The sequence below is a fragment of the Novosphingobium sp. P6W genome (genome assembly GCF_000876675.2).
In the GTDB taxonomy this organism is placed as follows: domain Bacteria; phylum Pseudomonadota; class Alphaproteobacteria; order Sphingomonadales; family Sphingomonadaceae; genus Novosphingobium.
This window is the reverse complement of record NZ_CP030353.1, coordinates 2,072,452-2,096,521: the sequence shown is the minus strand read 5'-3', so window position 1 is coordinate 2,096,521 and position 24,070 is coordinate 2,072,452. Positions and strand designations below refer to the sequence as shown.

At 64.6% G+C, this 24,070-nt stretch carries 24 protein-coding genes; 11 read left to right on the top strand and 13 right to left on the bottom strand.

The window, feature by feature from the left end; all coding sequences use genetic code 11:
* The 3 genes from TQ38_RS25165 to TQ38_RS25155 are packed head-to-tail and all read right to left on the bottom strand — an operon-like array spanning window position 1 to window position 3,262.
* The gene (locus tag TQ38_RS25165; protein ID WP_043970499.1) at window positions 1-1,080 is read right to left on the bottom strand and encodes a beta-N-acetylglucosaminidase domain-containing protein; all 1,080 of its coding nucleotides are present in this window, start codon (window positions 1,078-1,080) and stop codon (window positions 1-3) included.
* Complete coding sequence (gene nagA, locus TQ38_RS25160; protein ID WP_043970497.1) at window positions 1,077-2,228, bottom strand: N-acetylglucosamine-6-phosphate deacetylase; 1,152 nt, start codon at window positions 2,226-2,228, stop codon at window positions 1,077-1,079. The genes TQ38_RS25165 and nagA overlap by 4 nt, the downstream gene beginning before the upstream one ends.
* The gene (locus TQ38_RS25155; protein ID WP_240198096.1) at window positions 2,225-3,262 is read right to left on the bottom strand and encodes an SIS domain-containing protein; all 1,038 of its coding nucleotides are present in this window, start codon (window positions 3,260-3,262) and stop codon (window positions 2,225-2,227) included. Before TQ38_RS25155 ends, nagA begins: the two co-directional genes overlap by 4 nt.
* Before the next feature lie 156 nt (window positions 3,263-3,418).
* Between TQ38_RS25155 and TQ38_RS25150 the strand changes: the two genes are divergently transcribed.
* From TQ38_RS25150 to TQ38_RS25125, 6 genes are all read left to right on the top strand, one after another.
* Window positions 3,419-4,273, top strand: coding sequence for a protein phosphatase 2C domain-containing protein (locus TQ38_RS25150; protein WP_043970494.1), 855 nt, complete (start codon window positions 3,419-3,421; stop codon window positions 4,271-4,273).
* Window positions 4,274-4,275: 2 nt separating this feature from the next.
* Entirely contained in the window at window positions 4,276-5,379 is a 1,104-nt protein-coding gene (locus TQ38_RS25145; protein WP_043970492.1) for an anhydro-N-acetylmuramic acid kinase, read from the top strand.
* 133 nt (window positions 5,380-5,512) lie between these two features.
* Entirely contained in the window at window positions 5,513-8,245 is a 2,733-nt protein-coding gene (locus tag TQ38_RS25140; protein ID WP_052505524.1) for a TonB-dependent siderophore receptor, read from the top strand.
* A gap of 106 nt (window positions 8,246-8,351) precedes the next feature.
* Complete coding sequence (locus TQ38_RS25135; protein ID WP_043970490.1) at window positions 8,352-9,944, top strand: sodium:solute symporter; 1,593 nt, start codon at window positions 8,352-8,354, stop codon at window positions 9,942-9,944.
* Between the two features lie 28 nt (window positions 9,945-9,972).
* The gene (locus tag TQ38_RS25130) at window positions 9,973-10,863 is read left to right on the top strand and encodes an N-acetylmuramic acid 6-phosphate etherase (RefSeq protein WP_043970488.1); all 891 of its coding nucleotides are present in this window, start codon (window positions 9,973-9,975) and stop codon (window positions 10,861-10,863) included.
* Between the two features lie 6 nt (window positions 10,864-10,869).
* A complete protein-coding gene (locus TQ38_RS25125; RefSeq protein ID WP_043970486.1) occupies window positions 10,870-11,598 on the top strand; it encodes a GntR family transcriptional regulator in 729 nt (242 codons plus the stop codon).
* Window positions 11,599-11,634: 36 nt separating this feature from the next.
* On the opposite strand, the gene TQ38_RS25120 is transcribed toward TQ38_RS25125, so the two are convergent.
* From TQ38_RS25120 to TQ38_RS30160, 4 genes are all read right to left on the bottom strand, one after another.
* Complete coding sequence (locus TQ38_RS25120; protein WP_043970484.1) at window positions 11,635-12,330, bottom strand: spermidine synthase; 696 nt, start codon at window positions 12,328-12,330, stop codon at window positions 11,635-11,637.
* Between the two features lie 25 nt (window positions 12,331-12,355).
* Window positions 12,356-12,691: a DUF6481 family protein gene (locus TQ38_RS25115; RefSeq protein WP_043970482.1), complete on the bottom strand. Its 336-nt coding sequence runs from the start codon at window positions 12,689-12,691 to the stop codon at window positions 12,356-12,358.
* An 82-nt stretch (window positions 12,692-12,773) separates the two neighbouring features.
* Window positions 12,774-12,980: a cold-shock protein gene (locus TQ38_RS25110; protein WP_007684000.1), complete on the bottom strand. Its 207-nt coding sequence runs from the start codon at window positions 12,978-12,980 to the stop codon at window positions 12,774-12,776.
* A gap of 1,087 nt (window positions 12,981-14,067) precedes the next feature.
* On the bottom strand, window positions 14,068-14,322 hold the full coding sequence (locus tag TQ38_RS30160) for a hypothetical protein (RefSeq protein ID WP_162792372.1): 255 nt from the start codon (window positions 14,320-14,322) through the stop codon (window positions 14,068-14,070).
* Window positions 14,323-14,446: 124 nt separating this feature from the next.
* Here TQ38_RS30160 and TQ38_RS30720 point away from each other — a divergent pair, with 124 nt between their 5' ends.
* Entirely contained in the window at window positions 14,447-14,947 is a 501-nt protein-coding gene (locus tag TQ38_RS30720) for a biotin/lipoyl-binding protein (protein ID WP_205316153.1), read from the top strand.
* Window positions 14,875-15,603, top strand: a complete 729-nt coding sequence (locus TQ38_RS30715) for an HlyD family efflux transporter periplasmic adaptor subunit (RefSeq protein ID WP_205316152.1) — start codon at window positions 14,875-14,877, stop codon at window positions 15,601-15,603. Before TQ38_RS30720 ends, TQ38_RS30715 begins: the two co-directional genes overlap by 73 nt.
* On the opposite strand, the gene TQ38_RS25100 is transcribed toward TQ38_RS30715, so the two are convergent.
* On the bottom strand, window positions 15,600-17,126 hold the full coding sequence (locus tag TQ38_RS25100) for an MFS transporter (RefSeq protein WP_205316151.1): 1,527 nt from the start codon (window positions 17,124-17,126) through the stop codon (window positions 15,600-15,602). The genes TQ38_RS30715 and TQ38_RS25100 overlap by 4 nt on opposite strands.
* Window positions 17,127-17,270: 144 nt before the next feature.
* The gene (locus TQ38_RS25095; protein WP_162792371.1) at window positions 17,271-17,462 is read right to left on the bottom strand and encodes a hypothetical protein; all 192 of its coding nucleotides are present in this window, start codon (window positions 17,460-17,462) and stop codon (window positions 17,271-17,273) included.
* Between the two features lie 74 nt (window positions 17,463-17,536).
* Here TQ38_RS25095 and TQ38_RS25090 point away from each other — a divergent pair, with 74 nt between their 5' ends.
* Window positions 17,537-18,382: a hypothetical protein gene (locus TQ38_RS25090; RefSeq protein WP_043970475.1), complete on the top strand. Its 846-nt coding sequence runs from the start codon at window positions 17,537-17,539 to the stop codon at window positions 18,380-18,382.
* Window positions 18,383-18,426: 44 nt separating this feature from the next.
* Here the strand turns inward: TQ38_RS25090 and TQ38_RS25085 are convergent, their stop codons facing one another.
* Complete coding sequence (locus TQ38_RS25085; protein WP_043970473.1) at window positions 18,427-19,125, bottom strand: pirin family protein; 699 nt, start codon at window positions 19,123-19,125, stop codon at window positions 18,427-18,429.
* Between the two features lie 115 nt (window positions 19,126-19,240).
* Here TQ38_RS25085 and TQ38_RS25080 point away from each other — a divergent pair, with 115 nt between their 5' ends.
* Window positions 19,241-20,170, top strand: a complete 930-nt coding sequence (locus tag TQ38_RS25080) for a LysR family transcriptional regulator (RefSeq protein WP_043970471.1) — start codon at window positions 19,241-19,243, stop codon at window positions 20,168-20,170.
* 10 nt (window positions 20,171-20,180) lie between these two features.
* Here the strand turns inward: TQ38_RS25080 and TQ38_RS25075 are convergent, their stop codons facing one another.
* The 3 genes from TQ38_RS25075 to TQ38_RS25070 all read right to left on the bottom strand — a co-directional run bounded on the left by TQ38_RS25075 (window position 20,181) and on the right by TQ38_RS25070 (window position 22,962).
* Window positions 20,181-21,077: a pirin family protein gene (locus TQ38_RS25075; RefSeq protein ID WP_043970807.1), complete on the bottom strand. Its 897-nt coding sequence runs from the start codon at window positions 21,075-21,077 to the stop codon at window positions 20,181-20,183.
* Window positions 21,078-21,142: 65 nt separating this feature from the next.
* Complete coding sequence (locus TQ38_RS31115) at window positions 21,143-21,715, bottom strand: GGDEF domain-containing protein (RefSeq protein WP_240198095.1); 573 nt, start codon at window positions 21,713-21,715, stop codon at window positions 21,143-21,145.
* On the bottom strand, window positions 21,703-22,962 hold the full coding sequence (locus tag TQ38_RS25070) for an MASE1 domain-containing protein (RefSeq protein ID WP_043970469.1): 1,260 nt from the start codon (window positions 22,960-22,962) through the stop codon (window positions 21,703-21,705). Before TQ38_RS25070 ends, TQ38_RS31115 begins: the two co-directional genes overlap by 13 nt.
* Window positions 22,963-23,241: 279 nt before the next feature.
* Here TQ38_RS25070 and TQ38_RS25065 point away from each other — a divergent pair, with 279 nt between their 5' ends.
* Window positions 23,242-24,006, top strand: coding sequence for a MucR family transcriptional regulator (locus TQ38_RS25065; protein WP_082057490.1), 765 nt, complete (start codon window positions 23,242-23,244; stop codon window positions 24,004-24,006).
* The last annotated feature ends 64 nt before the right edge of the window (window positions 24,007-24,070 follow it).

The following is a 24,070-nucleotide window of genomic DNA, read 5'->3' as shown; positions in this document are numbered from 1 at the left end:
CTACTGCGTCTGAACCTCATCGTCGGTCATCAGGTCTTCGCCGTCCAGCCACGTCACGATTTCGCGCGCGGCGGGGTGGTCGATGGCGCCGTAGCGCACGCGCAGGCGATCGACGCGTGCACCCAGCCGTTCGTGGCCCACGTCCTGCAGCGCGGGAAGATCCTGCTGCAGCATCGCGGCGAATTCGTCGCCTAGCAGATGCCGCGCCGCCACGCCGAACGCCTCGCCGTAAGCGTAGTCGTCGCCGTCGGCGTAAAGCATCGGCAAGGTCAGCGCCGGAATGCAGCCGAGATGCGCCTGGATCGCCGGGTTGATCGCATGGCCCGAGATATGCTCCTCGATCCGCGCCGGACGCCCGGTAAAGGCGCGCAGGTGCAGGAAGCGCGACATGCGCGCGCCGTCGTTCACCGGGTAGTTGTCCCAGAGGCACACTGGCCGCCCGAGTTCGTCCGCCACCCGCTCAAGGTGCGAGGACCCGATCTCGCGCGAGCATACCTCCTCGCCGGTCCAGTAGACCTGCACGGCAGGATTGAGCGCGCGGCCCAGATCGCCAAGGTAATCCTCGGGCCGATCCCCGAACACCAGGTCGAGCACCGGATCGTCGGAATAATAGGTCGGGCAGGTGTAGACGCGCGTGGCTTTGGTCAACCCGGCGCAGAAATTCACCACTTCCGCCTGCCGCGCGGCAAGCTGCGGCATGTCGCCGCGCAGATCGTCGAACAGCACGGCAAGGTCGTCGACCCCGATCGCGTCGAGATCGGCCACCCGGCGCGTCAGGTCGGCGCGGGCCTCGTCATCGAACGGATGGGTCGATCCCACCGGGGTGATCGCCATGCCGAAACGCATTCCCAGCCCCCGGCACTCGGCCGAGAGACGGGCCAGCTCATCGGTCTTGGCGGTGTCATGGCCGGTGCGCCATTCGCGCCGCATCGGGCGGTCGGCCTTGGGGCCATAGTGGTAGAAGGCATAGCCCGCCTCGGCGAGCGATTGCACCACATAGCTGCGCTCCGCATCGGTCCAGATGCGGCCGAAGCGGCCTTCGATCAGCCCCAGTTCGGGCACTTTGGGCTGCGTTTTCATTCGCGGTGATCCTCGCGCGCGCCGCCGATCCACGTTGCCCGCACCAGCCGGTCATCGCCCAGATGGACAAGGTCGGCGCGCAAGCCCGGCGCAATGCTGCCGGTTTCGTCATCGAGCCGCAGGAACTTCGCGGGGTTGCCGCTGGCCATGCGCGAGGCGGCGACGATATCGCAGCCCAGCATGTCCATCGCATTGCGCAGCGCCTGCGACATGCTCAACGCCGATCCGGCCAGCGTCCCGCCCGGCCCGCGGCAGGTGCCGTCAACCACGGCGATATCCTGATCCATCAGCGAGAACCGGCCCATCTGCCCGCCCACCGGCGGCATCGCGTCGGTCACCAGCATGGCGCCGTCGATCCCGCGCGCCAGCAGCGCCACGCGCAGGGCGGCGGGGTGGACGTGGAGACCGTCGACGATCAGGCCGAAATGGCTAGCCCGGTCCTCCAGCGCCGCGCCGACCATGCCGGGGTCGCGGCTGAGGAACTGCGTCATGGCGTTGAACAGGTGCGTGAAGCCTACCAGCCCTTCGGCCAGCGCCGCGCGGGTCTGGTCGTAATCGGCAAGGCTGTGCCCGGCGCAGACCAGCACTCCGGCCTGGGCCAGCGCGCGCACGGTGCCCTCGGGCGCGAGTTCCGGCGCGATGGTGACGATGCGGCGGCCGGTAGTGGGCGCTGCAAGCCGCGCGATGACGGCCGCATCGATGGCCGAAAAGCGCGTCTGGTCGTGGATGCCCTTCTTCGCGGCGTTGAGGTGCGGGCCTTCGATATGCACGCCCAGCACACCGGGAACCCCGGCCTCCAGCGCCGCCTCGCCCGCCTCGATCGCGGCTTCGACGACCTGCGGATAATCGCTGATGAGCGTGGGCAGGATGCCGGTGGTGCCATAGCGGCGGTGCGCCGCGGCAATGGCGCGAATGCCCTCGATATTGGGCATGTCGTTGAACAGCACGTCGCCGCCGCCGTTCACCTGCGTATCGATGAAGCCCGGCAGCAGCCAGCCTCCGCCCAGATCCTTCACCTTGCAACCATCGGGGAGAGTGCCTTGTTCGGCGAGGCCGACGATGCGGCCCCGGTCGAGAAGCAGCGCCTGCCCCTCGACCACCCGGTCGGCCAGAACGATACGCGCGCCGGTAAGAGCCTGAACGGTCATAGGGTGCGCGTTACCTTGTTGAGATGCGGAGGGCTGTCTGGATTGCGGCCGCGTGCCAGAGAAAGCGCATTGGCAAGGCCGTAGAAGCTCTGGATCTGGGCAATGGCGCCCAGAACCGGGTGCACGTCGGTGCGCGAAGGCAGGACCAGACCGGCAGGCGCCACGTCCTCAGCGTTGCCTGCGGCGATCACATGCGCACCGCGCGCGGCGAAATCCGCAAGCCGGTCCCGCAGGCCGGTGCGCGCCACGTCAAGCGGGGCCAGCGCCAGCACGGCGCTGCCTTCGCCCACCAGCGTCATCGGACCATGCGCCACTTCGGCGATACTGAAGGCTTCCGCGTGCAGGCTCGATGTCTCCTTCAGCTTGAGCGCGGCTTCGCCCGCGATCGGCAGGGTCGGGCCGCGGCCCAGCACCAGCATCTCGCTGGCATCCTGCAACAGTGTGACGGCATCGGTCCAGTCGGCAGTTGCGGCCGCTTCGAGCACTTCGCCGGTGCTTTCCAGCGCGGCGAGCAGCGCTTCGTCCTGGCTCCACTCGGCCACGAGGTGGGTAAGCGCGACCAGCGTGCAGACGAAACTCTTGGTCGCCGCCACGCTGGTTTCGGGTCCGGCGTGGACGGGAATGACGATCTGCGCCAGTTCCGCCAGCGGCGAGGCCGCATCGTTGACCACGGCGATGACGATCGCGCCTTGCTCGCGCGCATCCTTCGCGGCGGCAATCAGGTCGGGGCTGCGGCCGGACTGCGAGATCGCGATCAGCGGCACATTGCGGAAATTCGCCGAAGTCGCATGGTACAGCGAGCCGATCGAAGGCGCATGGCTGAGCGTGGGCACCTTGGCATGGGTTTCCAGCAGGAACTTGGCGAAGGCGGCGGCCTGGTCGGAACTGCCGCGCGCCAGAGTTGCCGCGAAAGGCGGTGCAAGGTCGCGCAATTGCCGACCGGCATCGCGCACGAGATCGGCATTGAGGCGTAGCTGCTGCGCGCAGAGTGCCGGTGCTTCGCGGGCTTCGCGGGCCATCTGGGTCTGGTCCATAGGTGCCTCCAATGCCGTGTTAGGTGTCGTCGATGTCATGCCCAGGGCAGATACCACTTTCGGGTTTTGGCACAAGTGGCATTAAAGTGGTTTTGTTTTTGACGCATCTGATGATACCGGTCTGGTTCACATGAGGGTCGAACCTTGGGAGCAACCATGCTGAAGATCGAAACCGCCGTGTCCGATGGACAGGGCAGCGTCAACGAGGATGCGGTGGGCCACCACGGCAACGCGGCCTGGGTGATCGACGGCGCCACCGGCATGGGCGCCTCGCTGCTGGACGCGCCCTCGGACGCTTCATGGCTGGCGCAGACCGCGAGCCGGTTGCTGGGCGAAGTGCTGGCGCAAAGCCCCGATCTGCCTACCGTCGAAATACTGCGCATCGTCATGACCCGCTGCGCCGAGGCGCTGGAGCGCGAGCAGTTCCGCCCCGCCGCCGCGCGGCACGAACACCCCTCCGCCGCCTTCGCCATGGTGCGCATCATCGATGGCGAGGCCGAGTTCACGACTTTGGCCGATTGCCGGGTGGCCGCGCTGGACGAGGCCGGTGAGGCGCAACTCTTTGGCGTTTCCACGTTAGATGCCATCGAGGCGCGCACGCTGGCAGCGGCGAAGGCGATCCTCGATGGCGACCCCGCCGTCACGCCCGAAGCGCTCAAGGCGCAGCTGATGCCGGGGCTGCGCGCCAACCGCAGTCTGATGAACCGCGAGGGCGGCTACTGGGTGCTGGGCACCGATCCTGCCGCCGCCGACCATGTGTGGCAAACGCGGATTCCGCTGCGCGCGGGGCAGCGCTTCGCCATCGCCAGCGACGGTTTTCTCCGGCTCGTTGAGCTTTTCGACGCCGCCACGCCTGCCGACATGCTCGCCATTTCCAGCGCCGAAGATGCGGCGCGCTGGATCGAGCGGCTGCGCGATCTGGAACGCCGGCCCGATTCGCTGCGCCGTTTCACGCGGGTGAAGCCGCATGACGATGCCAGCCTCGTCGTTTGCATTTGGAAGGATACGTAACTATGCTGGTCATGGGTTTCATGAGCGGAACCTCGCTGGACGGCGTCGATGTGGCGCTGGTCGAGACGGACGGCGAACGGATCGAAGGCTTCGGGCCGTCGGCGATGATGGCGTTTTCGTCCGCCGAATGCGCCGCCATCGAATGCGCGACCGCCGATGCGCTGGCGTGGAATGGCTACGGCGATGCGCCCGCGTCGTTCGCTGCTGCGGCGCGGGTTATCGAGAGCGCGCATATCCGCGCCGGACGTGACGTTATCGCCCAGGCCGGACGCGCACCAGACCTCATCGGCTTTCATGGACAGACCCTGCTGCACCGGCCGGAACGCCAGATTACCGTGCAGATCGGCGATCCGCAGGTCATTGCCGATGCGCTGGGGGCCTCGGTCGTCGCGCAAATGCGGCAGGACGATCTCATGGCCGGTGGGCAAGGCGCGCCGCTGGTTCCGGCCTATCATGCCGCGCTGGCGGAGCGGATCGGGCTTGGCGGCCCTGTCGCGTTTCTCAATGTCGGCGGGGTGGCGAACCTCACCTGGATTGGCGCGGACGGCAAGCTTGTCGCCTTCGACACCGGCCCCGGCAACGGGTTGATCGATCAGGTCGTGCAGGCCCGCGGCGCCGGACGTTATGACGACGGCGGGCGCTTCTCGGCGGCGGGAACGGTGGACGCCGGCGTGCTGGCCGACCTGCTTTCCCACCCGCATTTCCGGGGAGACGGCCCGAAGTCGCTTGACCGCTACGACTTTCCGCTCGAATGGGCCGCCGCAAGGTCGCTGGAGGATGCGGCGGCGACGCTGACGGCCTTCACGGCGGCAGCGGTGGCGCTGACGGCGCGGGCGCTGCCCAGTCCGCCGAAAGTCTGGATCGTTTGCGGCGGAGGGAGCCATAACCCCACGCTGATGCAGGCGCTTCGTGACCTGCTCGGCGATTGCCGCACGGCCGACCACGTAGGCCTGCGCGGCGACTTCATCGAGGCAGAGGCCATGGCCTTCCTCGCAGCGCGCAGCCTGCGCGGGTTGCCGCTGACCTTCCCCGGCACCACCGGCGTACCCCGCCCCCTGACCGGCGGGACGATATGGCACCCCACAAAGATTATTGAATTGGTCTGATACCACCTATTTACAAATCCATGACAGGTCTACATAGGTATCGCCGATAAAAGATCACACCGTCGAGTCTTCGGGTCGCACCAGAACGACACAGGATCTGGTTCAGGGAATATGGAAAAGTGAGGAGTTCCTAATGGTTAAGTCAAACAGGCAGACCGTTGCACTGGCAGCGCTGGCTTTCGCTCTTGCGCAGGCACCCGGCGTGGCGTTCGCGCAGTCCAATACCGATGCACCCGCCGCAGACGACGCAGCCCAAGGCGGCGACATCGTCGTCACCGGCACGCGCATCGCGGTTCCGGGCCTGACGTCCAGCAGCCCCGTGGCATCGACCAGCGAGCAGCAGATCAAGCTCCAGTCGGCGCTCACCGTAGAGGACTTCTCGACCAAGATTCCCCAGCTTTCCGGCGGCGTTCGTCAGGGCTCGCAGGGCAGCGACGCATTCGGCGCCCAGGTGCTCGAACTGCGCAACTTCGGCCAGAGCCGCTCGCTCGTCCTGATCGACGGCACCCGCGCCGCGCCTTTCAGCTTCCGTAACTCGGTGGACGTGAATGCGATCCCCGCTTCGCTGATCAAGCGTGTCGACGTGCTGACCGGCGGCGCCGCAGCAGTCTACGGCGCCGACGCAGTTGCGGGCGTGGTGAACTTCATCCTCAACGACGAGTTCACCGGCATTCGCGGCACCGCGACGTCGCGCCTGTCCGAGCATGGCGGCGCGCAGTACGGCGGCTCGATCATGCTGGGCACGGGCTTGGGCGATCGCGGCAACATCGTCCTAGCCGCCGACTACACCCAGCGCGACCTGATCCGCGCCGGCAAGCGTGACTGGGCGGCAACGCCGAACCAGACCATCCCCAGCCTCGGCGGCGTCTTCACCGACGTGGCGAGCGGACGCAAGTTCGGCTTCAGCGACAGCGGCGAATTCAGCACCAACCCCTTGGCGACCTCGAACGTCTCCGACACCTATCCGCTGGTTTCGCCGCTCAAGCGCATCAACGTCGCCGCGCTCTACAAGTATGAAATCACGCCGCAGATCGAGATCTACGGCCGCGCGATGTACACCAATTCGCGCACCGAAGAGACCGGCACCCCCGGCGCCACCCCGGCGTCGGTCAACCGCACCGTCTCGATCAGCGAGAGCAACCCGTTCCTCACCGACGCGATCCGCAACCAGCTGACCTTCGTCAACGGCGCGGCGCAGGTGAACGTCGCGCGTTCGCTGGGTGAACTGGGCCTCGTCAACTACGAGACCGAGCGCAACACTCTCCAGCTCCAGACCGGCCTGCGCGGTCCGCTGACCAGCGCGATCAAGTGGAACGTCTACGCCCAGTACGGCCGTTCGACCGAGAACACGCTGATCACCGGCGACGGCCTTGTCAGCAGCGCGGCGGGCGCGAACAACTTTGCCTCGATCGTCAACACCGTGAACATCTTCGGCCCGAATGCGGCGCTGGGCGATGCGCTGGGCAGCGACATCAACGGCTTCAACCGCAAGCGCGACCAGTTCGTAACCGCGGCGACGCTGAGCGGCACGCTGGAAGAACTGTTCTCGCTCCCCGCCGGTCCGATCGGCTTCGCCATCGGCGCCGAGTACCGCCGCGAGACCGCCAGCATCACCCAGGACACCGCGCTCCTTACCGGTAACACCTACCGTCAGGGCGTCCAGGCTGCCTACAGCGGCTCGTTCGACGTCAAGGAACTCTACGGCGAAGTCCTGATCCCGGTCCTTCGCGACCTGCCGCTGATCCGCAAGCTGGATGTGGGCGGCGCCTACCGCCTGTCGGACTACAACCTGTTCGGCACCCACGGCACCTGGAAGGTCGAGGGCAACTGGGAAGTCGACCGCAACCTGCGTCTGCGCGGCACCTACCAGCGCGTGCTGCGCACCCCGAACTTCGGTGAGTTCGCCGCCAGCACCTCGTCGCTGCCGTTCAGCAACCTGGTCACCGTGGACCGCCTGAAGCCGCGTTACGGCGGCGATCCCTGCGTTCTGGGCACCGGCGATGCGGCGCAGTGCGCGCGCATGGGCGCGCCGGCCGTCGGTTCGGCGAACTCCAACGCCGCCAGCTACCTGACCGGCAACTACTATTACGGCGGCAACCCGGACATCAAGCCGGAGACGGGCTACACCACCACCATCGGCGGCGTGCTTACCCCGACGTTCCTGCCGGGCCTGAACATCACCGTCGACTGGTACGAGCTTGACCTCAAGGGCGCCGTCGGCGTGATCCAGCCCATCGCCGCGATCACCAGCTGCTACATCACCAACCCCACCGCCGGTAACCCGCTGTGCGGCCTGGTGACGCGCAACTCGGACGGCACCTTCAAGGACGCCTACGTCAACAACCAGAACCTGGGCCGCCTGCTGCAGCGCGGTCTGGACATCGGCGCCAGCTACACGCTGCGCCAGGACTGGCTGCCGGGTGAAGGCTTGCGCCTGAGCTATCAGGGCAACATCGTCACCTCGTACAAGATCCAGGCGAACTCCACCGTCGCCGCGATCCAGTGCAAGGGCACGTTCGGCGCCACCTGCTCAAGCGACGGCACCACGCTGGTGCAGCCCGACTACCGCCACACTGTCGGCGTCGGCATGCTGTTCGACAAGGGCGTGATCCAGTTCGACTGGCAGCGCATCGGCAAGGTCAAGTCCAGCACCGCCGGTTCCACCGAGACGATCTCGGCGCAGAACACGTTCGACCTCTCGGCGTCTTACGACTTCACCGAGACCGTGACGATGAGCGCGGGCGTCTACAACCTGCTCGACAAGAATCCCCCCCGCGTGTCGACGGGAGGCGTGTTCAACACCTTCCCCGACACGTACGATATCCTTGGACGCACGTTCGGCTTCTCGCTGACCGCGCACATCTAAGGACGTCAAACCTGCGTAGCGCCCGGCCATCCTCCTCCGGCCGGGCGCTCGCTTCTTTATTCGCGGGCCCGGCGACGTAGTTCCGGCCTGACCGGAGAATAGTTCGATGATGCTGCCGTTCTCGATGGCGGACTGGCTGGTTATCGCCGCCTATCTCCTGCTGCTCCTTGCCGGGGGCTGGATATTCACGCCGCGCAAGACCGAAACCGCTAACGATTATTTCCTCGCCGGCGGCAATGTGCCCGCATGGCTGGCGGCGATCTCGGTGCTTTCCGCCACGCAGTCCGCAGCGACGTTCCTGGGCGGCCCGGACTACGGCTACCACGGCGATCTCACATACCTCAGCGGCAACATCGGGGGCCTGATGGGCGCGATCTTCGTCGCCCATGTTATGATCCCGCGTTTCTACGCGATCAAGGCCACCACCGCCTACGAACTGCTGACGCTGCGCTTCAGCGAGAAAGCCACGCGCTGGGCGGGCGGGATGTTTCTCGTCGGCCGCGTGTTTGCGGGCGGTGCGCGCGTTTATCTTGCCGCGATTGCGCTAGCGATGGTCATCACCGGCACTGTCGAGGCACAGGGGATCATGATCGCGGCAGCCGTGCTGGTCGTGGCAAGCGTGATGTTCACGTTCGTCGGCGGTCTTAAGTCGGTGCTGTGGAACGACCTGATCCAGTTCGTCGTCTACCTTGGCTCCGCCATTGCAGTTCTGGTGTTCTTGCGCATGTCGATCCCGGCTTCGACCGGCGACATCATCGCTGGGCTTTCCAACACGCCCGAAGGCATCAACAAGCTCAAGGTCTTCGACTTTTCGTTTGACCTGTCGCGTCCGTTCTCGATGCTGGCGATCGTGACCGGCCTGGCGCTGCTCTACATCGCCAACGCCGGTATGGACCAGGACACTACCCAGCGCCTGCTTTCGTGCAAGGACGCCAAGACCGGCGCACGCAGCCTTTACCTTTCGGTCATCGCGACGGTGCCGGTGGTGGGCATGTTCATCGTCATCGGCCTGCTGCTCTACATCTTCTACGACCGGCCCGACCTGATGGGCGGCGCCACCGCTGCCGCGGGCAACGAGTTCGGCGGAGAGAAGATCTCGATCTTCATGCACTACATCCTCACCCAGCTTCCCGGCGGCCTGCGCGGTCTGGTGACGGTGGGCATCTGCGCGGCGGCGGTGGCGACGACCAACTCGGCGCTGAACGCGATGTCCTCGGTGCTGGTGCAGGACTTCTACCGCCCCTGGCGTGAGAAGCGTGCCGCCAATGTCGCTCCGGTGGCCGAACACCACTACGTTCAGGCCGGACGTGCCGGTATGGGCGTGATCGGCTTTGCGATGTTCCTGATGGCGATCGTCTCGTTCTACTGGCAGCGGTATTCGAGCATGGGCCTGCTGGAATTTGCGCTGCAGGTGATGGTGTTCACGTATGCCGGGCTGCTGGGTGTGTACTTCACCGCGCTGTTCACCAATCGCGGGAACACCGGATCGGTCATCGCCTCGCTGCTGGTGGGCTTCGTCACCATCCTGCTGCTGCAGCCGGGGATCGCTCATGCGCTGGGCCTGCCGACCATCCTGAACGGGCTTTCGTTCCCCTTCCAGCTTTGCATCGGTACGGTCGTGGCCTTCGTGGTCTGCGCCGCGCCTGCGGGCACGGGGCAACAGGCCCTGACTGCTCAGACCAAGCCTGCCAAACATTGATGCGCCCAACAGGGACACCAGGAAAATCATGAAGACCGAAACGCTCGACCCCCGTTACCTCGACCTCGACCTCTGGCCGACCGAACTGGCGGTGGAAGCGATGCTCGAAGGCCAGATGGCGGCCATCGCCGCGATCCAGTCGCAGATCGCAGCCATCGCCCGCGCGGTTGAGGAAGCTGCCAAGCGCCTTGGCGAGAATGGCCGGCTGGTCTTCGTCGGCGCCGGCACTTCGGGCCGCCTCGCCGTGCAGGACGGGACCGAACTGTACCCGACCTTCGGCTGGCCGATGGAGCGGATGATCTTCCTCATGGCCGGCGGCGCAGGCGCGCTGACCGAAGCCTATGAAAACGCCGAGGACGATGTCGAGGCGGGGCGCACCGAGATCATCGGTCACGCCGTCGGTCCGGCAGACGTGGTGATCGGCGTCGCCGCCAGCGGCCGCACGCCCTACACCGTCGCCGCGATCGAGCAGGCCCGTGCAGCCGGCGCGCTGACCATCGCCATCGCCAACAACGCCGGATCGGTGCTGGGCGAAAAGGCCGAGCACGCGATCGTCGCGGTCACCGGCAGTGAGATCGTCGCCGGGTCCACCCGCATGAAGGCGGGCACGGCGCAGAAGGCCGTGCTCAACCTTCTCTCCACCGCGATCATGATCCGTCGGGGCCTCGTCTATCAGGGCCGGATGGTCGCCATGCGCATATCCAATGCGAAGCTCTTGCAACGCGGGCGCGGCATGGTCCAGGATATCGCTGGAGTGGATACCGGCGTGGCGGCCCAAGCGCTCGAAACGGCGGGCGGAGAGATCCGTCTCGGCGTGATCGTCGCCATGGGGGTTCCCCTCGAAGAAGGACGCGCTCTCCTTGAGGCGCACGGGGGTAGTCTGCGCGAAGTCCTGCAGGTCCTGAAAAGGCGAGATTGATCGAAGATGCGTGACATTGCCTGGACTCGCAGTGACGAAGGGACGCCGCTGTACCTGCAGCTTGCGCGATCGCTGCGCGAGCATATCAGCAGCGGCGGCATCGATCCGGGCAGCGCCCTTCCCTCCGAGCGCGATCTCAGCGAGATGGCGGGCATGTCGCGCGTTACCGTGCGCAAGGGCATCGAACAGTTGATCGACGAAGGCGTTCTGTTCCGCAAACAGGGCTCGGGCACTTTCGTCGCGCGGCGGATCGAGGCGCCCGGCGCGAAACTCAGCAGCTTTTCCGATGACACCCGCTCACGCGGGGAAGACCCCGGCGTGGTGTGGATTTACAAGTCCTACGCCCAGCCAACAGAAGAAGAAGCCGCCGCGCTCGATGTCTTGACGACTGCCAAGGTCGCACGTCTTGGCCGAGTGCGCCTGGCCGGCGGTGAGCCGCTTGCGATCGAGCATGCGGTGATCCCGGCCGTCTTCATGCCGGATCTCGAAAGTCTGGGAGATTCGCTTTACCAGGCCTTGGAAAGCCACGGTTTTCGGCCCACGTCCGGCACTCAGCGCGTACGCGCTTCGCTGGCGACGCCGACCGAAGCCGGCATTTTGTGCGTGGAACAGAATTCCGAGGTTCTGCGGATCGAACGCAAGACGCGGATCCCCGACGGTCGCATCGTCGAATTCACCCGCTCGGTCTATCGCGGCGACCGCTACGAATTCGTGACCGAACTCAACGAAGTCTGAAGTCTGGCGAGCCAGTCTTCACCGGCCCGTCTATTCTCAGGCCTTCCGGGCGAACCAGATCACGTGATCGTGGCCCTTGCCGTTGGTGTAGGCCTTCACTTCCAATGCCTCCACCTCGAAACCGGCTTCCGCCAGTTCAACGGTGAACTTGGGCTCGGGAGTAGCAGACCAGATTGCAAGCACGCCGCCGGGCCTGAGCGCAGCCATGGCAGCCCGCAGGCCGTGCGGCGAATAAAGGTGGTCATTCAGACGCCGCGTGAGCCCTTCGGGGCCATTGTCGACATCGAGCAGGATCGCGTCGTAAGCGTCCCGCCCCGAATCGATGAGCATCGCGACATCGTCGCTGACGAGCACGACGCGCGGATCTTCCAGGCAATTACCCGTCAGTTCCCGCATCGGGCCGCGCGCCCATTCGATGATCTCGGGGACGATCTCCACCACCGTCACGCTCGCATCGTCGCCCAGTGCGGCAAGCGCGGCGCGGAGGGTGAAGCCCATACCGTAACCACCGATCAGCAGCTGCGGCGCTGCACGGTCGCCCAGACGCTCGCACGTCATCGTCGCAAGCGCTTCTTCCGATGCGATGATGTCCGTGCTCATCAGCTCGTTGCGGTCGAGAAGAATGGCGAAATCATCGCCATTGCGCACGAGCTTCAGCTCCACGCCATCGGGCACGCGAGCGGTGCCGATCAGTTCGTCTTCCGCCGTTGGCTGCAGCATTGGCTCGATCATCACGGCACCTTTCGGAAGTGTCAGTTTACTTCCGGCGTGCCTTGCGCGCAGCGTACTTCGCATCGCGAGCCGCCTTGCGTTCGGCTTCGGTAAGTTCGGGAGGCGGGGCAGCCGCGATCGCGTCAAGCTTTGCCTGTTCGGCCTTAGCGGCCTTTTCAGCAATCTTCGCTTCACGGGCGGCCTTGGTGGCCTCGCGCTTGGCGGCCTGAGCGGCCTCGCGCTCGGCGGCCTTCGCCAGACGCTCTGCCTGCACGGCCGGGTCGATCGGGGCCTTCGACTTCAGCAGCTCAAGGGCTTTCGCCCGAGCCTGCGCGGCGGCATTCACCCGGTCCTGAATGCCCGGTTCCTTGTATCCTGCCATCAACTGCTACCTAGTTCTCTTCTGATCATCTTGAATCGGAAAAGCGGCGCACCTGAAAGGCGCGCCGCTTCCGTTAAACCGTTCAGGCCGGCTGAAGGTTGACGGCCGAGGTCTTGCCACGGCGATCGGTTTCCAGCTCGTAAGAAACGCGCTGTTCCTTGTCGAGGGTGCGCATGCCAGCGCGCTCAACGGCCGAGATGTGCACGAAAGCGTCGTCACCGCCGCCCTCAGGCGCGATAAAACCATAACCCTTGTCGGCGTTGAAGAACTTTACTTTTCCGGTAATCATGGGACGCATTCCTTGTCCGAGGTTGGCGGGCATACACCAACGTGGTGCATCCCGGCTTCGCGAAGCAACTAAGGGACAAAGGGAGCAGCTGAAGCGGCCCGATATCCGTCGATGGCGACATCAGCGTCGACGCCCATAGCACATTCTTTGCAGATAGCCATGACTGGTGTGAAATGGTTGGCAGGACGTGGAAAACATCCGCCGCCCGCCAAGGCTCCCGGATAATCATCGGCACGATGCGATAAGTCGCCGCAAGCTCGCCGCCCCTCATGTCTACCCGTCCAGGCGCAGGATTGGCTGACTTAGGCTGCTCGCGCCATCGCCGCCAAGCCCCAAAGCCTTGCTCCCGCATCCTGCGCGGCATCAACTTCATCCGTTTTCGAGCCTCCAGTATGCGGCAGGATTTCGCTAAGCTGCGGAAGCATTTGGTTCCCGGACAATTCAATCGAAATCGGACGAGTTCCGAATTGGCGAATCCTGCCAAACCCCTATCCCCATCCGTGAAGAATCAAGACGGCAAACAGCAGAAAATATCGCATCATTCGGCATCGACGCGGCCGGATGATGCGGTGTGGCCTACCTCGGCCGGGATCGAGGTTTTCACCCCATGCCGCATCCTGATCGTGCGTTGCGCTCGCCGTGACACCGGGGTCCTCCAATCTAGGTTCGCCTTTCGTGGGAGATCGTAAAATGCCTGTCGCCACAAAGATTTCGTCGACAACCGCCGGTATCAGTTCCGCGCCAGTCCAGGCGATCGAGGGCACGGTGGCGGTCCCAACATCGGGCCGCAGACCAGCGCCACGGTAGCCTCATTGCCACCTGCTCCGCCGCATATCGACCTCATTGACGGCACAGAACTTGCCGGTAGCGCCGAGTTAGGAGCCCTCCTCACCCTGACCGATGGGGATGGCTGGCAATACCAGCCCTCTTGCCAGCACCATCGTCGATTCCCTGCCCTCGGGAATACCGAAACTACTCCTCCGCCGGCGCTGATGCTGACCAACAACCTGCTGACGATCGCCGTCGGATCCAACATCGAAAAGCCTGTAAGGGTGGGCAATTTCGCCCTTGACTCAGCCTCAATCCGCTAGGCCCGCGCTTCGGCTTCACCGACACGAGCGAGCCTAACTCGACGGTTGAGGTTCGCCTGATCACCCCGGCACTGATTCTGGCGTTGTTGCCGGTTACCGCTGACAGCAGCGGCCATTTCTCGATCAATCTGCTTTCCGCCACCACGCTCATTCATTTCGGGCTGAGCATCACCAACATCCTCAACCTGGGGGCACAGATATTGTTTGGCGTGGTGTCTGTAGACCAGCAGGGCAATGAAAGTGCCGCTCATCTGCTGGACCTCAGTCCGAACGGGCTATCGCTGAAACTCGGCCAGGTTGATGTGAACGGCACTATTGGCGATGATGTGATGGCAGGCACTACCACGGTTGAACATATCAATGGCGGTAGCGGCGATGACATCATCTTCAACGTCGGACAGGGCGACCGCACATCCGCTTTACCGGCCACTGCTGTGGGCAGTGCTGGGCTGTATCGTAGTGGCTGTTGCCTGGGCAGCGTTGGCCCGGATCGACGAAGTGACCCGCGGCGAAGGGCGGGTAGTCCCAGTCAGCCGGATGCAGAAAATCCAGAGCCTGGAAGGCGGCATTCTGGGTGACCTGCTGGTGCGCGAAGGCGACATGGTGCGGCGCGGGCAGCCGCTGGTTCGGCTGGACCGTACGCATTTCCAGACTTCCTTCGATGAGACCGCCAATCAGGCCACTGTGCTCAAGGCAGCAATTGCCCGGCTCCAGTCGGAAGTGCTGGGCAAGGGCGCGATCAGCTTCCCCCCTGAAGTTCCGGGCGATAGCTCTGTCGCACGATCTGAGCGGGAGTTGTTCGCATGCGCCGCAGCAAGCTGGAAGAAGGCCGCCGGACCCTGCATCAACAGATGCGTATCGCTCAGGGGCAGCTAGCCATCGTCCAGCCCCTGACCGCGCACAAGGTGGTAAGCGAGATGGAAGCTCTCAAGCTGCAGCAGGATATCGCCACCTATAACGGCAAGCTGGTTGAACTGGAGAATACCTACGCGCAGGAAGCCTATACCGAACTGGCCAACAAGCAGGCGGAACTGAGTGCGATAACTCCGATCGTGCAGCAGCGCAGCGACCAGTTGCGGCGCACCGAAATCCGGTCCCCGGTGCACGGGAGGGTGAACACCGTTTTGATCAACACGCGCGGCGGTGTGGTGCAACCGGGCGAGCCGATCATGGAAGTCACACCGATGGAAGACCGCCTGCTGATCGAGGCGCGCATCCGCCCGCGCGATGTCGCCTTCATCGTCCCCGGCATGCCGGCCAAGGTCATGATCACCGCTTACGACTACACGATCTACGGAGACCTCAACGGCAAGGTCGAACGGATCGGCGCCGACACCGTCGAGGAAGAAACCGTGCGCGGCAAGGAGGCCTATTATCAGGTTCTGATCCGCACAGACGGCGCGAACCTGATCCGGGACGGCAAGCCGCTGCCTATCATTCCAGGGATGGTGGCCGAAGTGGACATCCTCAACGGCAAGCGCAGCGTGCTCAATTACCTGCTGCGCCCAATCCTAAAGGCACGGCTGCACTAGGCGGCCGAACGTTCCCCCTCATCCGCTTCTGCCTCCGCGTGGCCGCTGATCTCGGCACCGGCATCGGGTGCGAAGCGCAGGTTCCAAACGGTAGCAGTCAGCGATATCGCCGTGACCACCCAGAATGCCGCCGAGAAATCGCCCATGGTCGGTGCCGTATTGCCGTTAGTCACCATCGCCAGGTGCAGCGCCACCGCCGCCACGCAAATCCCCAGTGACAGCATCAACTGCTGGAAGGTGGAATAGAACGCCGTAGCGCTGCTCATATGCTGCTTGTCCACGCCAGCGTAAGCGATGGTGTTGTAGGCGGTAAACTGAAACGACATGAAAAAGCCCGAGAAGGCAAGAACGCAGAACATTGCCCATACCGGCCAGGACGCGCTGAACAGCCCGCAGATTGCGTAGCCTGCGGTGGCGATCACGCCGTTCCAGATCAGGGCACGGCGGAAACCGAACCGACGCAGTACCCGCTGCGCCATGCTTTTCATCGCAAGCGAGCCGATCGCAGTCGCCACGGTGATCGTGCCACTGCGCGCCGCCGAAAGGCCAAGGCCCACCTGCATCATCAGCGGCAAGAGGAATGGCTGCGCTCCCTGGGTGATGCGGGTGATCGAACCGGCGATCACGGCCAGGCGGAAGGTTTCGTCCTTAAGCAGACCGAGGTCCAGGATCGCGCCGACGCGGCCCCGCGCATGGCGAATGTAGAACACGCCGGCAACCATGCCGATCGCAACCAAAGTCGATGCCATGGCCCCCTCCCCGGGGCGACTGACCATCTCGAAGCCGAACAGCAGGCAACCCAGGGACACACCGCTGAGAATGAAGCCCAGGGTATCGAAACGGGGCGGTTCATCCTCGCGGATATTGGCGATGAAACGGCCGACCAGCCAAAACCCGAGCGCGCCCACGGGCAAATTGATGTAGAAAATCCAGCGCCAATCCAGATAGGTCACGATGAAGCCGCCCAGCGGCGGGCCAACGATCGGCCCGATCAAGGCTGGCACCAGCAGCCACGACATCGCGTTCACCATGTCGCGCTTGGCGACCGAGCGCAGCAGCACGAGCCGTCCGACCGGGATCATCATGGCGCCGCCGATTCCCTGCACGAAGCGGGAGACGACGATCGTTTCCAGCGTGGGAGATTGGCCGCAGGCAAGACTGCCCAGCATGAAAAGCAGAATGGCGGTTCGGAATACGGTGCGTGATCCGAAGCGGTCGGCCAGTACGCCCGATGCGGGAATGAAGATCGCCAGGGCCAGCAGGTACGATGTCAGCGCGACGCTCATTTCCTGCGGACGGACGCCGAAATCGCGGGCCATGGTTGGCAGCGCAGTCGCCAGCACGGTGGCGTCTACAAACTCCATGAACAGCGCTGAGGCAATGATCAGCGCGACCAGCCGGTAGTTCGCGCTCGACTGGGGCGGTCCAAGATCATCCGTGCGTGCAAGCGAGCCTGCGGCCGGGACGATTCCGTCGCGTACTTCGGCGTTGACCGAGGCTATGCCGCGCCGACGCGGCCTCACCTTAGGGCCTCTGCGGCATGGGCTGGAAGATACATGGCCTGCTTTCCGGTTCGAGAACTCTGATCTCCTCTCCCAAACCGGGCGGTCCATCTGCGTGGGCGCGCCGCATGATCCATATAGGCATGTCCGGGCGCATTGGAACCCTTACCCCAACCTCGTGATCGCCGTTCGGGCATCGGCGGCGACACTGAGAGCGTCGATCTCACAGCGCCGTGCCAGCGCTTCGCCTGGATTGGAGCGGAAGGGCGTGATGCGCGGGTCTTGGGTCAGCATGTCGTCGACGAGATGCGCCATCCTGTGCAATGGCTTAAGGCCAGTGCCCACGATAAACTGCAAGGCGCGAGCGCCTGCATGCCACATTAGCGTAGCATGTCGGACGTAAACGCACTTTCGATGACGAAAGGCCTTTTATGAAGCGGTTGATATTTTGCGCGATCAGCCTGTCCGCGCTTGTTAGCTGGCCTGCTGCTCAAGCCCAGTCGGCCCCTTCCGCAGAGACCCCTTCCCCGCCGCCCGCCCCCATAGCGATGCGCATGACGGCGGCGGAAGCGCACCAAGGTGCGGCGTCAGACGGCACGTATATCTATGCGATCGACAACGACCGGATCGGCAAATACCGCATCGCAACCGGCGAAAAAGTCGCGCAGTGGCAAGGCGAACGCCGCCTGTTTCCGCACATGAACAGCTGCACAGTAGTCAAGGCCGAACTCGTCTGCGCGGCCTCCAACTTTCCGGCAGTACCGCAGACCAGCGCGGTGGAGGTATTCGACACGCGCACGCTGAAGCACATCCGCAGCGTCAGCCTGGGCTTCGGCCCCGGATCGCTGACGGTGATGGACCGTCATGAAGGCAAGTGGTGGGCAGTTTTCGCCAACTACGAAGGCAAGGGCGGACAACCGGGCCGCGACTATCGCCAGACCATGCTGGTGCGCATGGACGACCAGTTCCGCGCCGAGGCAAGTTGGGCCTTCCCTGAGGAAGTGCTCGCCCGCATGGCACCCAAGAGCTGTTCGGGCCTTAGCTGGGGCGAGGATGGCATCATCTACGCCACGGGGCACGATCGACCCGAAGTCTATGCACTCAAGCTGCCCGAAGCTGGATCACGCCTGGAACTGTTGGAAACGCTCGGCATCTCCACGCCGGGGCAGGCGATCGACTGGGACCCGAAGGCAGCGCGCCGCCTCTGGTCGATCGGCCGGGGCGCGAACGAAGTTATCGCCAGCGACATGCCTGCGGTGGTCGACCGGCACCCGTAAACAGCCATGCCGCCCCTTTCGAGGCGGCATGGTTCCATTTCACATCAGGCGGCGTCGACCAGAACGATTTCGCTGTCCTCGATCGCGGTCACCCGCAACACATCGAGGTCGCTGATCGCCGCGCCGTCGCGCGCATTCACGCGGATGTCATCAATCGTGACAGCGCCAGTAGCGGGCACCAGATAGCCCTTACGATCCTTGCCGATCGGATATTCCGCTGTTTCACCTGCTTTCAGCGTAGCCGCGACGATGCGGGCATCGGTGCGGATCGGCAAGGCGTCGTGGTCGTTCTCGTACCCCGAGGCGAGGGTCACGAACTTGCCCGAACGCTCGCCCTTGGGGAATGGCTTGGCGCCCCATGCGGGTGCGTCGCCGCTATGGGTTGGGATGATCCATATCTGGAAAATGCGCGTGGGGACGTCCTCCAGGTTGTATTCCGAGTGGCGCACGCCCGTGCCGGCAGACATCACCTGCACGTCGCCCGCTTCGGTACGGCCCTTGTTGCCAAGGTCGTCCTCATGCGTGATCGCGCCTTCGCGAACGTAAGTGATGATTTCCATGTCGCGGTGCGCGTGCGGCGGAAAGCCGGTCTTCGGCGCGATGGTATCGTCGTTCCAGACCCGCAGGTTGCCCCAGTGCACGCGCGAGGGATCGTGGTAGTCGGCGAAGGAAAAGTGGTGCTTGGCGTCCAGCCAGCCGTGGTTTGCGCCGCCGAGGCTGTCGAAGGGACGAAGTTCGATCATGGTAAGGTCTCCGGTGGAGGGGCGCATTCTGCGTCCCGTTGAGACCTATCTAGACTTCACCAGCTTTCTCGATCAGAGAGATAAAATAGCGCAGCTTGTTCGAGGAAATAGAAAAGTGAGCAATCCCGGCACCCCCACCCTGGATCAACTGCGCATCCTGCTGGCGATCGTCGATACCGGCAGTTTCGCCGCTGCCGGGCGCAAGCTCAATCGTGCGGTTTCGGTCATCAGTTATGGCATCGCCAATCTCGAAACGCAGCTGGGCCTGATCTTGTTCGACCGCGAGGGCACCCGCAAGCCCAAGCTGACGGTCGCAGGCCGCGCGGTGCTGGCCGAGGCCCGCAGCGTGGCGCAGGGGATCGACGGCCTGCGCGCCACGGTGAAAGGCCTGCTCGACGGGCTGGAAGCCGAAGTCGACCTGGCCGTCGACGTCATGCTCCCTGCCGAGCGGCTCGGGCAGGTCCTGCGCGATTTCGCGGCGCAGTTCCCGACCGTCCAGCTACGCCTCCACGTCGAAGCGCTGGGCGCGGTGACTGCCATGGTGCTCGACGGGACAAGCATCATCGGTCTTTCGGGGCCGCTGTCTGCGGGGGTCGTGGGGATCGAAAGCCGGTTAGCGGGATCCGTGCCGATGGTTCCTGTCGCCGCGCCCGATCATCCGCTCGGGCAGATGACGCTGATCCCGCCGGGCGCCGGGCGAGAACACATCCAGCTGGTGCTGACCGATCGTTCGCGCTTCACCGAGGGACAGGATTATTCTGTGGTCAGTCCCAAGACCTGGCGCCTTGCGGACCTTGGCGCAAAGCATGCCCTGCTGCGACAGGGGATCGGCTGGGGCAACATGCCGCTACAGATGATCGAGGGCGACCTTATGGCCGGCACGCTGGTCCGGCTCGTAATGCCAGATCACATCGGCGGGACCTACCGGTTTGCCGGCATCTGGCGCCGCGACACGCCGCCGGGCCCGGCGGCTTTGTGGCTGCTCGACCAGTTCGTGGCCCTCGGCGCGGGCGACCGCGAGCTGGAAGAAATGGCCGATATCTGACCTTACGCGATCATGACATCGCCGGCGGCGATTTCAGGAAGGGGTCGTCGGGCAAGGGGATGAATTCCTGATCGTCGGCATCGGGCAGCTTCATGCGGCCTGCATCCCAGTCGGCAGCGGCCTGCCGTAGCCGGTCCTTCGAAGACGAGACGAAGTTCCAGTAGAGAAAACGCTCCCCCACCGGCTCACCGCCCAGCACCATGACCGTGGAACCCTCAGCCGCCGTCATGCGCGAGGCATCGGCGCCAAGCACGAGCATCTGCCCTGCCCCATAGCGCTGGCCGTCCAGTTCGATCGCCCCGGTGGCGATATAAATCGCGCGCTCGGCATGGCCCACGGGGATTTCCGCCTGGGCGCCAGCGTCCATGTCGAGGTGCGCGTAGAAGAGCGGCGAATGCGTGCGCACGCTGGCGGTAAGGCCATAGGCGCTGCCCGCGATCAACTGGCCGCGCACTCCGCCATCGCTCCACTGCGGCAGGTCGCCCCCGGCGTGGTGCGAGAAGGATGGCGCAGTTTCCTCGTCTCCATCAGGCAAGGCCACCCATGCCTGGATGCCGTGGAGGTGATCGCCCACACTGCGCGCTTTCTCGAAACGCTCGCTATGCGTGATGCCGCTGCCTGCGGTCATCCAGTTCACCTCCTGAGGCCGGATCGCCTGATGCGAACCGACGCTGTCGCGGTGAACGATCTCGCCGGAGAATAGGTATGTCACGGTCGAAAGGCCGATGTGCGGATGCGGGCGCACGTCCAGGCTGCGCGGCGCTCCGGCCGCCACGTCCAGCGGTCCCATATGGTCGAAAAACACGAAAGGGCCGACCATGCGCCGCTTCGCGAACGGCAGGACGCGGCCGACGTCCAGCCCTCCGCCAAGACTGCGCCGACGCTGCTCTATCACCATTTCGATCATGGCTTCCTGCATACGCCAGGAACGATGCGCATGCCACGCGAAATCGACCGCGCACGGCCCCTCGCTCAGGCCGCGTCGGCGGACTGGTTCCTGCCCGATTGCTTGGCCCGGTACAGCGCGCCATCCGCGTTCTTCATTGCATCACCGCTGTCCTGCCCGGCAACGAGGCGCGCTATGCCTACGCTCACAGTCGTGCGGATGACTGCGCCCGAGGCGTCCTGCACGGCCGTCTGTTCGAGGCGCTTGCGGACACGCTCGCACACCAGGCGCGCCTGATCGCTTGGCATGCCGCTGAGGATCACGGCGAACTCCGCGCCTCCGAGCCGGGCGATCAGGTCTCCTTCGCGCATGCTGGAGCGCAGGATCGCGACGAAGCGGGCCAGCACCAGGTCACCCGCCGCGTGGCCATACCGGTCGTTGATCTGCTTGAAATGGTCGAGGTCGAAAACCGCGAGACAGCCCAGTACGCCATCGGCCAGTATGGTATCGGCCAGCACGCTATGGGTGGGTATCGATCCCAGCAGCGCCGACAGCGCCTCGTCGAAGGCCCGCCGGTTGTACGCACCGGTCAGCGGATCGGTCATCGCCTTGTGGGTCAGGTCTTCCATGAGCTTGCGCCGCCCGGTCACCTCGCGCACGATGCTGACGGTGCCCGCACCCGGCCGTCGTCATCTATCGTCGCGCGCATGTGGCTTTCTACCCATACCATCGCGCCATCCTTGCGGATTACCCGGTACTCGGCGATGGCGGTTTCGTCCGAATTGGCCAGCGCGCGGCGCCGCGCATCTAGGACGCCGGGCAGGTCTTCCGGCGACACGAGGTGGAACATCACGCCCCCGATCAGTTCTTCGGGACGATAGCCCCAGACGCGCTCGGTCGCGGGCGAGGCGTAGCGCAAGGTTCCATCCAGTCCCAGCCGGATGATGATGTCGCTCGTCCGGTCGAGGACGAGGCGGTGCAATGCCTCGACGGCACGTAGCCTGTCGAGCATCCGGCGCCGGGTCCGCAATTCAGCGGCAAGCGGCAGCAGGATGAGTACGATCGAGGCGAAGTATATCTGCAGGACCTGCAGCTTCAGCGCCATGCTGACGTGCAGCATTGTCGTCGGGCCATAGCCGGCGAGCGAGAAGGATAGCCCGATCGTCAGCAGGATAAGGATCGAGGCCACCGCGCCAAACCGCCCGAGCCTGACCGTAGCCGCGATCATCGGCAGGAACGGCACCATCACCAGCGGGATCCGGTTCTGCCCGAAAGTGAGTAATGACGCGGCCGTCACGAGCACCAGGAGCCCAACGGCTTCTCCCAATCGGGAAGCTCCGGCAGAAGCGAGCCACTGGCGCGTCTGCCCGCGAAATGTCAAAAGCAGGGGCGGCGCGAACGCCACCATTCCCAGGGCGTGACCGGCATACCAATCGCGCCAGGCCAAGCCATAAGGGATGCCCCGGGCAACCAGCGCGCAAAGCGCTCCAAAGAAGGCTGAACCCGCGGGAACCAACACACCCGCCACGGCCAGGAAACAGGCCACCTCGGGCACCGACTGGAAACGTCCGAAGCGAGGGAACAGCCGCTTGACAAGCCAAGCCGCCGCATAAGCCTCGGCAATGCAGACCAGCGGCAGGGGCACAGAGACGACGCCTTGCAGTCCGAACAGGAACGATGTCAGAAGACCGGCCGGCACGCATGCCAGCGTAATGCCAATCCAACGCCGGCGGGGCGTGGCGGCGAGTTTCGCGAACAGGACCGCTCCCGCTGGCCACACTATCGCCACACCGCCGTCGAAGCGCGTGAGTTGCAACGCGGCCGATGCGCAGACGAAATAGACCACCGCCGTCAGGACAGCTTCGCGCCAGGCAGAAGCAGAACGTGGAAGGGCGAAGCGGGACATCTCTCGCGGATACCTATAGACGGTTAGAATAACGTAAACCTGGGATTTCGTTCAGCGATGTCCGGCTTGTCGCCAACGCAGTCGGATGGCGGAACCCTCACGCCGCAAATGGTTTTCGATGAGTGCAATTGTGCACCCAAGCGCCCGTAAGCCGCTGCAAATGGTCATTTGCATTGACGAGCAGCCTCGTCATGTGCTGGTAACTAATAGCCGTCTCATCAATCGGGTTCGCTGATCGAAATACAGCGGCGACTATGCGGCACTTTCCGGGAGAAACTCATGGCAGAAACCGAACAGCTCGATCTCACCACTCTGACTGTGCAACTCCTGAGTGCCTATGTGGCGAACAACAGCGTGGCGAGTACTGACCTTGCCGGTCTGATCCAGACGACCAGGGCAGCGCTTACCGGCCAGGTGGAACCCGATCCCGTACCAGCGCCCGAATACGTACCGGCCGTGACTGTGCGCAAGAGCCTGGCTTCGCGCGATCATCTGCTCAGCTTGATCGACGGCAAGCCTTACAAGACGCTCAAGCGCCACCTTGCCAGCCACGGCCTGACCCCCGCCGAATATCGGGAACGCTACAACCTGTCCAAGGACTATCCGATCGTGGCCCCGGCCTATTCGGAAATGCGCCGGGAAGTTTCCGTGCGCCTGGGCCTCGGTCGTCGTCCGGAAACCGCGTCGCCGGTGACGGAACCGGCGGTCGAAGCCGCCCCTGCATCTGCCCCCGTTCCCAAGGCTAAGGCCGCTCCAAAAACCAGCGCAGCGAAAAAGCCCAGCGCTGCGAAGGTCAAGCCACCGGTCAAGGCCGAGGCGCCTGTCGTACCCGATGTTCCCGCAAAGCCGAGCCCCGCAAAGCCGCCCCGCACCAGGGCAAAAGCTGCCACCAAGGATGCACCGGCAAGCGCGCCCGAAGTCACGGCCACTGCGCCGGGCGATGCGCCGAAGCCGCGCGCAAAGAAGGCCGCAGGTGATACCGCCGCAAAGCCGAAGGCACGTAGCGCCCGGATGGCGAGGCCGAAAAACCCGCCTGAAGCCTGAGCGACAAGCACTCGGTACGCGCCAGGGTGGGGGCCAGTTTCCAGTTCCCACCCAAGGTCCGCGC

What these genes read in the sequence shown, in the direction of transcription:
- TQ38_RS25115 (WP_043970482.1), bottom strand. Translation starts at nt 12,691, where the DNA reads ATGGCAGGATACAAGGAACCGGGCATTCAGGACCGGGTGAATGCCGCC.
- TQ38_RS30160 (WP_162792372.1), bottom strand. Translation starts at nt 14,322, where the DNA reads ATGAGCGGCACTTTCATTGCCCTGCTGGTCTACAGACACCACGCCAAA.
- TQ38_RS25140 (WP_052505524.1), top strand. Translation starts at nt 5,513, where the DNA reads ATGGTTAAGTCAAACAGGCAGACCGTTGCACTGGCAGCGCTGGCTTTC.
- TQ38_RS25070 (WP_043970469.1), bottom strand. Translation starts at nt 22,962, where the DNA reads ATGTCCCGCTTCGCCCTTCCACGTTCTGCTTCTGCCTGGCGCGAAGCT.
- TQ38_RS25130 (WP_043970488.1), top strand. Translation starts at nt 9,973, where the DNA reads ATGAAGACCGAAACGCTCGACCCCCGTTACCTCGACCTCGACCTCTGG.
- TQ38_RS25065 (WP_082057490.1), top strand. Translation starts at nt 23,242, where the DNA reads ATGGCAGAAACCGAACAGCTCGATCTCACCACTCTGACTGTGCAACTC.
- TQ38_RS30715 (WP_205316152.1), top strand. Translation starts at nt 14,875, where the DNA reads ATGCGCCGCAGCAAGCTGGAAGAAGGCCGCCGGACCCTGCATCAACAG.
- TQ38_RS25120 (WP_043970484.1), bottom strand. Translation starts at nt 12,330, where the DNA reads ATGATCGAGCCAATGCTGCAGCCAACGGCGGAAGACGAACTGATCGGC.
- nagA (WP_043970497.1), bottom strand. Translation starts at nt 2,228, where the DNA reads ATGACCGTTCAGGCTCTTACCGGCGCGCGTATCGTTCTGGCCGACCGG.
- TQ38_RS25150 (WP_043970494.1), top strand. Translation starts at nt 3,419, where the DNA reads ATGCTGAAGATCGAAACCGCCGTGTCCGATGGACAGGGCAGCGTCAAC.
- TQ38_RS30720 (WP_205316153.1), top strand. Translation starts at nt 14,447, where the DNA reads ATGACATCATCTTCAACGTCGGACAGGGCGACCGCACATCCGCTTTAC.
- TQ38_RS25075 (WP_043970807.1), bottom strand. Translation starts at nt 21,077, where the DNA reads ATGATCGAAATGGTGATAGAGCAGCGTCGGCGCAGTCTTGGCGGAGGG.
- TQ38_RS25085 (WP_043970473.1), bottom strand. Translation starts at nt 19,125, where the DNA reads ATGATCGAACTTCGTCCCTTCGACAGCCTCGGCGGCGCAAACCACGGC.
- TQ38_RS25135 (WP_043970490.1), top strand. Translation starts at nt 8,352, where the DNA reads ATGATGCTGCCGTTCTCGATGGCGGACTGGCTGGTTATCGCCGCCTAT.
- TQ38_RS25110 (WP_007684000.1), bottom strand. Translation starts at nt 12,980, where the DNA reads ATGATTACCGGAAAAGTAAAGTTCTTCAACGCCGACAAGGGTTATGGT.
- TQ38_RS25090 (WP_043970475.1), top strand. Translation starts at nt 17,537, where the DNA reads ATGAAGCGGTTGATATTTTGCGCGATCAGCCTGTCCGCGCTTGTTAGC.
- TQ38_RS25155 (WP_240198096.1), bottom strand. Translation starts at nt 3,262, where the DNA reads ATGGACCAGACCCAGATGGCCCGCGAAGCCCGCGAAGCACCGGCACTC.
- TQ38_RS25125 (WP_043970486.1), top strand. Translation starts at nt 10,870, where the DNA reads ATGCGTGACATTGCCTGGACTCGCAGTGACGAAGGGACGCCGCTGTAC.
- TQ38_RS25165 (WP_043970499.1), bottom strand. Translation starts at nt 1,080, where the DNA reads ATGAAAACGCAGCCCAAAGTGCCCGAACTGGGGCTGATCGAAGGCCGC.
- TQ38_RS25145 (WP_043970492.1), top strand. Translation starts at nt 4,276, where the DNA reads ATGCTGGTCATGGGTTTCATGAGCGGAACCTCGCTGGACGGCGTCGAT.